Source organism: Microbacterium sp. ZW T2_14 (assembly GCF_044987405.1).
GTDB lineage: Bacteria > Actinomycetota > Actinomycetes > Actinomycetales > Microbacteriaceae > Microbacterium.
Window position 1 is genome coordinate 53,808 of the sequence record NZ_JBJDRK010000020.1, and the last position, 11,519, is coordinate 65,326.

The following is an 11,519-nucleotide window of genomic DNA, read 5'->3' on the forward strand; positions in this document are numbered from 1 at the left end:
TCCCGGCATCCTCACCCTCGCCTCGCAACCTCCCGCGGGTTAGGCTCTAGCCTTACCGGACTACCCGGCCGGTGACCCCCCGCCCGGCCTCACGGCCGCATCGACCTCGAGGATGCCCATGCGCGATCAGACGCGCGGCGACGAGGACGCGCCCGGACCCCGCCGCGGCCAGTCCTCTCCACAGCCGACCGCCGCCTTGCCCACCGCGTCCGCCTCCGCCGCTTCTCCGGCCACGTCGACGAAGCCGTCGGCGATCGACGAACGGCGTGAGCGCCGCCGAAAGCGGCGCCGCACCATGCTCATCTGGACGACGGTCGTCGGCATCGTCGTGCTCGTCGGTTCGATCAGCACCGTGTCGTACGCCATCGTGTCGAACCTCGCCGAACCGGCGCCGGCCGCAGAAGAGCCGGCGCCCGCAGCGCCTGCCACCGTCGAGCCGATCGTGTTCCCGCAGGACGAGCCCGCCGCCACTGCCGGCGCCCAGCCGTGCGCGACGGTGAGCGTCCTGTCGTCGTTCGAGAACTCCGAGATGGTCGAGAGCCTGGCCGCCGCCTACAACAGCCAGCCCCGCAACGTCGCGGGATCGTGCGTGACGGTGACGACCGCGAAAGAGAAGTCCGGTCTCGCGGCCGGAGTCGTGGCGACCGCGTTCCCCAGCCTTCCCGCCGACCAGAAGCCGACCGTGTGGCTGCCGGACTCCTCCACGTGGGTCGACGTCGCGCAGTCTCAGGGCGCCACCAACCTCCGCGCCGAGGGCACGAGCGTCGCGACCTCCGACGTCGTGATCGCGATGCCCGAGAACCTCGCCGAGACGATCGGCTGGGATGCCGAGGCGCCGACGTGGAGCGAGATCTTCGAGGCGGCCGGCGACCCCGACCTGTGGAGCGGCCTCGGCCACCCCGAATGGGGCGCGTTCAAGCTCGGCAAGACCAGTCCGCTGATGGCGACCTCGGGCGAGGCTGCCATGTATGCGTCGTACGGCACGGCGGCAGGATCGCTGACCGACCTCACCGCCGCCCAGGTGCAGGATCCCTCGGTGCAGGCGGAGGTGCACGGGAACGAGACGGCGACCAGCCACTACATGGCCACGCCCGAGCACTTCCTCTGGCACGCGCGCCAGGCCGAGGCATCCGGCTCCACCGCAGACTTCCTCTCGGCGGTCATCGTCGACGAGAAGTCGGTGTGGGACTACAACCGCGGCATCACGAGCCGTGACGGCATCACGCGCACGCAGGGCGAGCCGCCGTCGGAGCAGCTGGTGCCGATCTATCCCGCCGACGGCTATTACTCCGCCGACAACCCGGTCATGCGCCTCACGGGCGAGTGGATCGATCCGGTCGAGTCGGAGGCCGCGGCCGACTTCATCCGCTTCACGCACACCGCGCAGGGCCAGTCGGCCGTGCGCGCCGCCGGCTACCGCGACCTCAACGGCGCGCTCGACGAGAGCGTCGAGAAGGTCGGCCAGCTCGAGGGCGCCCAGCGCGGCACCCTGGCGTTCCCCGCCGCAGACGTCGTGACCGCCGTGCAGGCCTCGTTCCCCGAGGTGCGCAAGCGCGCGAACGTGCTGTTCCTGCTCGACGTCTCGGGCTCGATGGACGAGCCGATCCCGGCGGGCGACACCAAGCTGGTGCAGGCGCGCAAGGCGATCGAGGCCGCGCTCGGGCACTTCACGACGGGCGACGACGTCGGCCTCGCCGCCTTCGCACAGGGTCCCGATGGCGCGATGCTGCCGGGTCTCGTGTCGCCGGTCTCCGACATCGGCACGTCGCGCGACGCGTTCCTCGGCGCCCTCGGCGGTCTCACCTCGATGGGCGACACACCGCTGTATCAGGCGGTCGACACGTTCGCCTCACAGCAGGCGGCGTCGTGGACGAGCGACCACATCAACGCCATCGTGCTGCTCAGCGACGGTGAGAACGACACCCCCAACGCCCCGACCATCGGCGCCGACCAGATGCTGGCGAACCTGAAGGACATGCACCACGCGACACCGGTGCTCATCTTCACGCTGGCCTACGGTGCCGATGCCGACGTGGCGACGCTGCAGTCGATCTCGAGCGCGACCGGCGCGCATTACTACGACGCCACCGACCCCTCCAAGCTGCAGGCGGTGCTCGGAGACCTCGTCACCAGCTTCTGACCCGGCGGGCGAGGACGCGACGAACGGGCCCGGTCCCGGTGGTTGAGCGAGCGAGGAACGAGCGAGACGAAACGGCCCGGACCGGGACGGACGACACGCGCCCGGCCCCGGTCGTTGAGCGAGCGAGGAACGAGCGAGACGAAACGGGCCCGGACCGGGACGGACGACACGCGCCCGGCCCCGGTCGTTGAGCGAGCGAGGAACGAGCGAGACGAAACGGCCCGGACCGTCTCGCACACTGCGCGTTTCGTCTCGGTCGCTGGCTCCCTCGCTCAACGACCGGTCGGGTGACGCCCGTGACCTCTACGGCCAGGAGTCGGCGAGCTTCGTCAGCAGGCGCGCGAGCTCGGCGCGCTCGTCGTCGGTGAAGGCGGCGAGCGCGGCGTCCATCGCCTCCCGCCGCTCGCCCCGGAAGCCGCGAACGAGCCGGGTTCCGGCATCCGTCAGTGCGACGCGCGTGCGGCGCGCGTCGTCGGGGTCGGCCTCGCGCCGCACCAGGTCGAGCTGCACCGCCTGCTGCACGAGCCGCGACGCCCGGGGCTGATCGACGCCGACAGCCTCTGCGATCTCGCCCACCGAGAGCGGATGGGATGCCGCGGCCAGCGCCTCGAGCAGCCTCATGCGCGCCGGTCCGCCGATGCGAGCGGCCCCACCCCAGGGCGGTCCCCCGAACCCGGGTCCGCCGAACCCCGGCCCGCCGAACCCGGGCACTGCTCCTCGACCCCACGGGCCGCCACCGCCGCGCCGCCCCGGGAAGCCGTGGGTCGGATCGTCGCCGTGCGCGTGATCCTCGGCGTCGTCGGCGTCGTGGGAGTGCGGGCCGCCGTGACCGTGACCGCCGTGCCCGTGTGCGTGCGGCCCTTCGCCGTGCGGGCCGGAGCCGTCGGCCCACGGCGGACGCGGCATCCTTCGTCCGCGCAATCGGGCGAGAGCAGCGGCGATGGCGTCGGAAGGGTCGGCGGGGGTGGACGACATGCCTCCAACTTACATGTGACTTGACATGCATCCCAACTACATGTCACACTGCATGTACATGCACTTCGACATGTAAAACGCGGCGGCTTCTCATGCCGCCCCTCCCCTCAAAGGACTTCACACATGAACGACATCACTGACAACGAAGAGAACGAGAACGAGAATGAGGCTCCCCGCCCCGCCGACCCCCGGCCGCTCGGCTACTGGCTGCGTGCCGTGGACGGGCTGCTGACACGCGAGTTCGCGACGGCGCTCGAGGCCGAAGGCATCAGCCGCCGCGACTGGATGCTGCTGAACGTGCTCTCGGGCGACATCGACGCCCCTGGGCTCCGGGAGCGCCTCGCACGCAAGGGCAAGCGCCTGCGCGGGCTCGAGGAACGCGGCTGGGTCGTCGAGCACGGCGACGGCACGTGGGCCCTGACGGACCTCGGGCGCGCCGAGAAGGAGCGCATCGGCGGGATCGTCGACGGCCTCCGCTCCCGCGTGGTCGACGCCGTCGGCGACGCCGAGGCGTACGCGGCCCTGACGAGCTCGCTCGAGGCGATCGCCCGCGAGCTGGGCTGGGACGAGAGCACCGCCGGTCGCGAGCGCGGCTTCGGCGGGTTCGGGCGGCCCGGTTTCGGCCGGGGCGGCTTCGGCCCGGAGTTCGGTGGCCACGGCTTCGGTCCGGGCTTCCGGCCGAACTGGGGGCCGGGATTCGGCGGGCGTCCGCGTCCGTTCGAGCCCGAGAACCACGGCTACGGGCATGACCGTCACCGCGGCTTCGGCCCCGGGCGTCCCGGTCACCCGGCCGAGCGCTTCGACGAGCCGATGCGCGGCTACGGCGACCACGGCTGCGCGGGCCACCACCCGCACGCCGGCCACAGCCACTTCGACCACGACGCCGACCACGGCGGTCACGGTCACGGCCACGGCCACGGCGGTCACGGTCACTCCGGCGAGCGCGGCCACGGCCGCGGCGGCCGCGGTGCGCAGCAGGCGTACGAGCGCGGCTTCGACGCCGGGTTCGCGCGCGGCCGGGCGGCCGGGGCGGCCTGAGCCGCAGCATCCGAATTCCCGCGAGGGGAGATTCCCGCACCTGAGTGTGCGGGACTCTCCCCTTTCGCATTTCCCCGACGCGCGGACACATGCGCGTCATACACCCCGGGCACAATGGGGGCGTGACCACCGCCCCCGCGCTCCTCGCCATCTCCCACGGCACTGCGTCGCCCGCGGGGCAGGCGGCGGTGGCCGGGCTCGTCGAGGCCGTCGCGCGACGGCTTCCGGATGTGACCGTGCGCCTCGGCCATGTGGATGTGCAGCAGCCCGATGTCGCGGCATCCCTCGACGCGATCCCTGAGGGGATGCCCGTCGTGATCGTTCCGCTGCTGCTGTCGGCCGGGTACCACGTGCGCGTCGACCTGCGGCAGCAGACCGCGGGACGCGACGGGGTGGTGATCGCGCCGGCGCTCGGTCCCGACCTCCGGCTGGTCGAGGTGCTCCTGGCACGCCTGACGCCGCTCGCCCCCGCAGCGGAGGACGAGATCGTGCTCGCGGTCGCGGGATCCAGCGACGACCGAGCCAACGAGGACTGCCGCGAGATCGGACGGATGCTGGGCGCCCGGCTCGGTCGCGAGGTCAGCGTCGGCTTCCTCGCGGCGGCCGACCCGCGCCTGGACGTCGCGGTGGCGCAGGCGGTGGCGACGACGGCCACGCGCACCGTGGTGGCGAACTACCTCCTCGCCCCGGGTTACTTCCATGACCTCGCCGTGCGGATGGCAGCCGGTGCCCCCGTGGCGCCGCCCCTGCTGGGCGACGACGAGCCGCCGGCCGGCCTGGTCGACATCGTGGTCGACCGCTACCGCGCCGGCGCGGGGCTTGCGGGCTCACCCGCGTCGGGCTGACCGCTCGTTGGACCCGGTCCACAAAGACGGCGGACCGCAACTGTGTGACGCCCCGTTACGTCGGTTAACGCCCCTTGACATTCGGATAGGCCCTCGACCTGCTCGCTTCTAGCCTCAGGGAACGGACTCGTTAGGGTCCGCTCCGGGGACGCCCGGGGAGCATCCGGAGGCCACCGTGACCATCAGCGAAACCGAAGCGCACGCTGCGGCGGAACGCCCGCGCGCCGCCGTGCGCCCGCCGCGCGCGTCGTCGAAGCCGAACGGCCAGTGGAAGATCGACGGCACCGCGCCGCTCAACGGCAACGAGGAGTGGAAGCAGGTCGACAACGGCCTCAGCGTCCGCGAGCGCATCGAGCAGACGTATTCGAAGGGCGGCTTCGCCTCCATCGATCCGACCGACCTCCACGGCCGGTTCCGCGTGTGGGGGCTGTACACGCAGCGCAAGCCCGGTATCGACGGCGGCCGCACCGCGACCCTGACGCCCGAAGAGCTCGAGGACGAGTACTTCATGCTGCGGGTCCGTATCGACGGCGGCCAGCTGACCACCGCGCAGCTGCGCGTGATCGCCGGCATCTCGACCGAGTTCGGCCGCGACAGCGCCGACATCACCGACCGCCAGAACATCCAGCTGCACTGGATCCGCGTCGAGGACGTGCCCGAGATCTGGCGCCGCCTCGAGGCCGTGGGCCTGCAGACCACCGAGGCGTGCGGCGACGTGCCGCGCGTCGTGCTGGGATCGCCGGTGGCCGGCATCGCCGCCGACGAGCTGATCGACCCGACGCCGCAGATCACCGAGATCACCGACCGGTTCATCGGCGACGAGACGCTGGCGAACCTGCCCCGCAAGTTCAAGACGGCGATCACCGGGCACCCCAGCCAGGACGTCGTCCACGAGATCAACGACGTCGCGTTCGTCGCCGTCGAGCACCCCGAGCTGGGCATCGGCTACGACCTGTGGGTCGGCGGCGCGCTGTCGACCACCCCGCGACTCGGCGAGCGCCTGGGCACCTTCGTGCGGCCCGATCAGGTGGCGGATGCCTGGCACGGCGTCACCCAGATCTTCCGCGACTACGGCTACCGGCGGCTGCGCAACAAGGCGCGGCTGAAGTTCCTGCTCGCGGAGTGGGGCACCGAGAAGTTCCGGCAGGTGCTGCAGGACGAGTACCTCGGGTATGAGCTCCCCGACGGTCCCGCGGCGCCGAAGCCGCTCACGCCCGGCGACCACGTCGGCGTGCACGAGCAGAAGGACGGCCGCTTCTACGTCGGCGTCACGCCCATCGTGGGTCGCGTCTCGGGCCCGACGCTCACGAAGCTCGCCGACGTCATCGAGGCGCACGGCTCGAGCCGCCTGCGCACGACGCCGCACCAGAAGCTCGTCATCCTGGACGTGCCCGCAGAGAACGTCGAGCCGCTGGTCGCCGAGCTCGACGCCCTCGGGCTGCAGGCGCGTCCGAGCCTCATCCGCCGCGGCACGATCGCCTGCACCGGCATCGAGTTCTGCAAGCTCGCGATCGTCGAGACCAAGGTCAACGCGACAGCCGCCGTGCTCGATCTCGAGGAGCGTCTCAACGGCTTCGAGCTGCCGCATCCGATCTCCCTGCATGTCAACGGATGCCCCAACTCCTGCGCTCGCATCCAGACCGCCGACATCGGCCTGAAGGGTCAGCTCGTCACCATCGACGGCGAGCAGGTGCCCGGGTACCAGGTGCACCTCGGCGGCGGACTCGCCTCGCAGGACCGCGACGAGCCCGGCCTCGGCCGCACCGTGCGCGGACTCAAGGTGGCCGCGGACGGCATCGCCGACTACGTCGAGCGCGTCGTGCGCCGCTTCCTCGCCGACCGCGACGCCGCGTCGAACGAGACCTTCGCCCAGTGGGCCCACCGCGCCGAAGAGGAGGCCCTCCAGTGACGATCTCGGCACCGCGTTTCGTCTCGCTTCGCTCGCTCAACGACCGGGTTCCGGTCGTTGAGGGAGGGAGCGCCAGCGACCGAGACGAAACGCCCCGGACCAACGAGGAGGCCCAGGCATGACCGTCTCTCTCGCCCCGCGCGTCGCCGTCAAGCGCACGCGCGAAGAGCTGAAGGCCCTCGCCGAGCAGGGCAACCTCGAGCTCGGCAGCCTGACCGACCACGAGGCATCCGCCGCTGAGGTGGTCGCGTGGGTCGCACGCAATTTCGGGACGGATGCCGCGGCCGTCGCCTGCTCCATGGCCGACGCCGCGCTCCCCCACCTCGTGGCCGAGCAGCTGCCCGGCGTGGACGTGCTGTTCCTCGACACGGGCTACCACTTCACCGAGACGTACGCGACGCGCGACGAGGTGCAGCGCGCGCTCGACGTGCGGATCGTCGACATCACCCCGGACCAGACCGTCGCCGAGCAGGACGCCGAGTTCGGCGCCCAGCTGTTCGCCCGGGATCCCGGCCTCTGCTGCGCGCGCCGCAAGGTCGCCCCGCTGCAGGACGCCCTCGGCGGCTACGAGGTGTGGTTCACGGGCGTCCGCCGCGACGAGGCGCCCACGCGCACGAACACGCCCCTCGTGACGTGGGACGAGCGCAACGGCCTCGTCAAGGTGAACCCGGTCGCGGCATGGAGCTTCGACGACGTGCTCGCCTACGCGACCGCGCACAAGGCGCCGGTGAACCTGCTCGTCGGATTCGGCTACCCGTCGATCGGCTGCGAGCCGTGCACGAAGCCGGTCGCGGCCGGCGAAGACCCCCGTTCCGGCCGCTGGGCCGGACTCTCGAAGACCGAATGCGGGCTCCACGAATGACCTCTCTGCACGCTGCCACGTCCGCTCAGCCTCGGACTTCTGCCCAGGCTCGGGCGGATACGGCCGAAACGGCCGAGTCCCGGCAGATCGCCGACCAGACGGGAAATGCCCGGACTCCGGCATCAGCCGAGACTCGGACGTATGGCGCCGATTCCTCCGACTCCCGGCAGATCGCCGACTTCGGACGGGGGGCGGATGCCGCCGCCGCGCCGGCGCCGCTCTCGACCCTCGACCTGCTCGAGGCCGAGGCGATCCACGTCATCCGCGAGGTGGTCGCCGAGTTCGAGCGGCCCGTCCTGCTCTTCTCCGGAGGCAAGGACTCGGTCGTCGTCCTGCACCTGGCCACCAAGGCGTTCGCGCCCGGCCGGGTGCCGTTCCCGGTGCTCCACGTCGACACCGGACACAACTTCCCCGAGGTGCTGGCCTTCCGCGACGAGACCGTCGAGCGGCTCGGCATCCGCCTGGAGGTCGCCCGCGTGCAGGACTACATCGACGACGGCCGCCTGCAGGAGCGCGCCGACGGCACCCGCAACCCGCTGCAGACCGTGCCGCTGCTGGACGCCATCGCCGCCGGCCGTCACGACGCCGTGTTCGGCGGGGCCCGCCGCGACGAGGACAAGGCCCGCGCCAAGGAGCGCATCATCTCGCTGCGCGACGAGTTCGGACAGTGGGACCCGCGCAACCAGCGCCCCGAGCTGTGGAGCCTCTACAACGGGCGCCACACTCCGGGCCAGCACGTGCGCGCGTTCCCCATCTCGAACTGGACCGAGCTCGACGTCTGGCGCTACATCGAGCGCGAGGGCATCGCGCTGCCGCCGCTGTACTTCGCGCACGAGCGCGACGTCTACGCCCGCGACGGCATGTGGCGTCCGGTGGGCGAGTTCTCGCCGCCGCGCGAGAACGAGACCGTCGAGCGCCGCACGGTCCGCTACCGCACGGTGGGCGACATGAGCTGCACCGGCGCCGTGGAATCGGATGCCGCGGACCTCGCCGCGATCGTCGCCGAGGTCGCCGTCTCCACCCTCACCGAGCGCGGCGCGACCCGCGCCGACGACCGCCTCAGCGAGGCGGCCATGGAGGATCGCAAGAAGGACGGGTACTTCTGATGACCGCTGACACTCAGATTCCGGTCGTTGAGCGAGCAGAGCTCGCCGAAACGCCTGCGGTCGACCGGCACGTTTCGTCTCGGTCGTTCCTCCCTCGCTCAACGACCGGGGTGGAGCAGCAGCCGACGCTGTTCCGGTTCGCGACGGCGGGGTCGGTCGACGATGGAAAGTCGACACTGGTCGGCCGGCTGCTGCACGACTCGAAGGCGATCCTCGCCGACCAGCTCGAGCAGGTCGCCCGCACGTCCGCCGACCGCGGCTTCGCGCACGGCGACTTCGACTTCGCGCTCCTCACCGACGGCCTCCGCGCCGAGCGCGAGCAGGGCATCACGATAGACGTCGCCTACCGGTACTTCTCGACGGGCACGCGATCGTTCATCCTCGCGGACTGCCCGGGCCACGTGCAGTACACGCGCAACATGGTCACCGGTGCGACGACCGCCGATGCCGTCATCGTGCTCGTCGACGGCCGCAAGGGCGTGCTCGAGCAGACCAGGCGGCACCTCGCCGTCGTGGCGCTGCTGCGCGTCCCCCACGTGATCGTGGCGGTCAACAAGATCGACCTGATCGGGTTCTCGGCGGATGCCTTCGCCGACGTCGCCGCGCAGGCCCGCGCCGTCGCGCTCGAGCTCGGCATCGAGGATCTGCACGTGCTGCCCGTGTCGGCACTCGAGGGCGACAACATCGTGGACCGCTCCGAGCGGACCCCCTGGTACGACGGCCCGGCGCTGCTCGAGCTTCTCGAGACGCTGCCCGCCGCCGATGAGACGGAGCGGGAGCTCGAGCCGCTGCGCCTGCCGGTGCAGCTCGTGCTGCGCCCGCAGGGCGGCCTCGCACCGGGCATCGATGCCGGCGAGGCCGAGCGACTGCGCGACTACCGCGCCGTCGCCGGCCGCATCTCGAGCGGCGTCGTCCGGGTGGGCGATCGCGTCGAGGTGTTCCCGGCGGGCCGGGAGACCACGGTCACCGGCATCCGCTCCGCCGGCGCAGAGGTGGACGAGGCGACCGCCCCGCAGTCCGTCTCCCTCGAGTTCGCGGACGACATCGACACGGCACGCGGTGCCCTGGTGGTGAAGGCCGGCTCGCTGCCGGCGGCCCGACGGGAGTTCGACGCCGAGCTGTTCCAGCTGGATGCGCGGACGCTGACCCCCGGCATCCGTGTCCTCATCAAGCACGGCACCGCGACGGTGCAGGCCATCGTCGCGCAGATCGAGTCCCGCTACGACCTCGACGCGCTCACCCACGAGCCGGCGCAGACGCTCGAGACCAACGACATCGGCCGCGTGCGCCTGCGAGTGGCGGCCGACCTGCCGCTCGAGCCGTACCGCACCAGCCGCCACGGGGGCTCGTTCCTCGTGATCCATCCGTCCGACGGCGCGACGCTCGCCGCCGGCATCGTGCGCGACTGAATCGCACACCACCACCCCACCGAGCAGCACCCGAACCGAAGGAGGCGACACCGTGAAGAACATCATCCGCACTACGACCGCAATCACAACCCTGGGACTTGTGGCGGCCATGATGGCCGGCTGCGCCTCCGCTGCGGCAGACCCCGGAACGGGTGAGTCCGCCGCACCCGTCGACGAGCTGCGCCTCGGCTACTTCGCCAACGTGACGCACGCGCCCGCGCTGGTGGGACTCGAAGAGGGCCTGTTCCAGGACGCGCTCGGCGACGTCGACGTGACGACCCAGGTCTTCAACGCCGGTCCCGCCGCCATCGAGGCGCTGTCGGCCGGAGCGATCGACGCCACGTACATCGGCCCGAACCCGTCGATCAACACGTTCATCCAGTCCGGCGGCGAGTCCGCACGCATCGTCGCGGGAGCCGCCACCGGCGGTGCGGCGCTCGTCGTGCGTGACGGCATCGACTCGCCGGAAGACCTCGCCGGCACGACGCTCGCCTCGCCGCAGTTGGGCAACACGCAGGACGTCGCGCTGCGGAAGTGGCTGGCCGACGAGGGCTTCGAGACCGACACCTCGGGCGGCGGCGACGTGCAGGTCACGCCCACCGAGAACGCGCAGACCCTCACCCTCTTCCAGCAGGGCGAGCTCGACGGCGCGTGGCTGCCCGAGCCGTGGGTGTCGCGGCTGATCCTCGACGCGGGCGCGCACGTGCTGCAGGACGAGGCCGACCTGTGGGACGACGGCGCGTTCCCGACCACCGTGCTCCTGGTGCGCAAGGAGTTCCTCGACGAGCACCCCGACGTCGTCGCCGACCTGCTGAAGGGCCACGAGGCCGCCGTGCAGTGGATCGCCGACAACCCCGACGAGGCGCCGACCGTCATCAACGGCGCCATCGAGAAGGAGACCGGCAAGCCGCTGGATGACGCCGTGATCGAGCGGGCGCTCGAGCACGTCACGTTCTCGGTCGACCCCCACGCCGACACGTTCGAGACGCTCGTCCAGAACGGCATCGAAGCCGGCACCCAGAAGGAGGGCTCGATCGAGGGACTGTTCGATCTGCGGCTCCTGAACAAGCAGCTCGAGGCCGAGGGCGAAGACACCGTCTCGGCATCAGGGCTCGGCGAGGACTGACATGAGCACCGCTCCCGCACCCGCGTCCGGGGCGCAGGCCGCCCCGGACGCGGGCGCGCCCGCGCCGGCACGCGCGACGCCCCGCAGCCCGCTCGGCCCCAGCTTCGAC

The 11,519-nt window shown here is 71.7% G+C and carries 9 protein-coding genes; 8 read left to right on the plus strand and 1 reads right to left on the minus strand.

The annotated features are described in order from the left end of the window. Positions 1–118 precede the first annotated feature (118 nt). Entirely contained in the window at positions 119–2,140 is a 2,022-nt protein-coding gene (locus ACI3KY_RS08920; RefSeq protein WP_404929820.1) for a substrate-binding domain-containing protein, read from the plus strand. A gap of 303 nt (positions 2,141–2,443) precedes the next feature. Here ACI3KY_RS08920 and ACI3KY_RS08925 read toward each other — a convergent pair whose 3' ends face one another. Further along, positions 2,444–3,115, minus strand: coding sequence for a MarR family winged helix-turn-helix transcriptional regulator (locus ACI3KY_RS08925; protein ID WP_404929821.1), 672 nt, complete (start codon positions 3,113–3,115; stop codon positions 2,444–2,446). Positions 3,116–3,238: 123 nt separating this feature from the next. Between ACI3KY_RS08925 and ACI3KY_RS08930 the strand changes: the two genes are divergently transcribed. The 7 genes from ACI3KY_RS08930 to ACI3KY_RS08960 all read left to right on the plus strand — a co-directional run bounded on the left by ACI3KY_RS08930 (position 3,239) and on the right by ACI3KY_RS08960 (position 11,410). After that, positions 3,239–4,153, plus strand: a complete 915-nt coding sequence (locus ACI3KY_RS08930) for a MarR family winged helix-turn-helix transcriptional regulator (RefSeq protein ID WP_404929822.1) — start codon at positions 3,239–3,241, stop codon at positions 4,151–4,153. A 122-nt stretch (positions 4,154–4,275) separates the two neighbouring features. Next, positions 4,276–4,998, plus strand: coding sequence for a sirohydrochlorin chelatase (locus ACI3KY_RS08935; protein ID WP_404929823.1), 723 nt, complete (start codon positions 4,276–4,278; stop codon positions 4,996–4,998). Between the two features lie 175 nt (positions 4,999–5,173). Further along, a complete protein-coding gene (locus tag ACI3KY_RS08940; protein ID WP_404929824.1) occupies positions 5,174–6,907 on the plus strand; it encodes a nitrite/sulfite reductase in 1,734 nt (577 codons plus the stop codon). Between the two features lie 118 nt (positions 6,908–7,025). Beyond that, entirely contained in the window at positions 7,026–7,769 is a 744-nt protein-coding gene (locus ACI3KY_RS08945; RefSeq protein WP_331911989.1) for a phosphoadenylyl-sulfate reductase, read from the plus strand. Next, a complete protein-coding gene (gene cysD / locus ACI3KY_RS08950) occupies positions 7,766–8,875 on the plus strand; it encodes a sulfate adenylyltransferase subunit CysD (protein WP_404929825.1) in 1,110 nt (369 codons plus the stop codon). The genes ACI3KY_RS08945 and cysD overlap by 4 nt, the downstream gene beginning before the upstream one ends. 110 nt (positions 8,876–8,985) lie before the next feature. Beyond that, the gene (locus ACI3KY_RS08955; RefSeq protein WP_404929826.1) at positions 8,986–10,284 is read left to right on the plus strand and encodes a sulfate adenylyltransferase subunit 1; all 1,299 of its coding nucleotides are present in this window, start codon (positions 8,986–8,988) and stop codon (positions 10,282–10,284) included. Between the two features lie 52 nt (positions 10,285–10,336). Next, positions 10,337–11,410: an aliphatic sulfonate ABC transporter substrate-binding protein gene (locus ACI3KY_RS08960; RefSeq protein ID WP_404929827.1), complete on the plus strand. Its 1,074-nt coding sequence runs from the start codon at positions 10,337–10,339 to the stop codon at positions 11,408–11,410. Positions 11,411–11,519 lie beyond the last annotated feature (109 nt).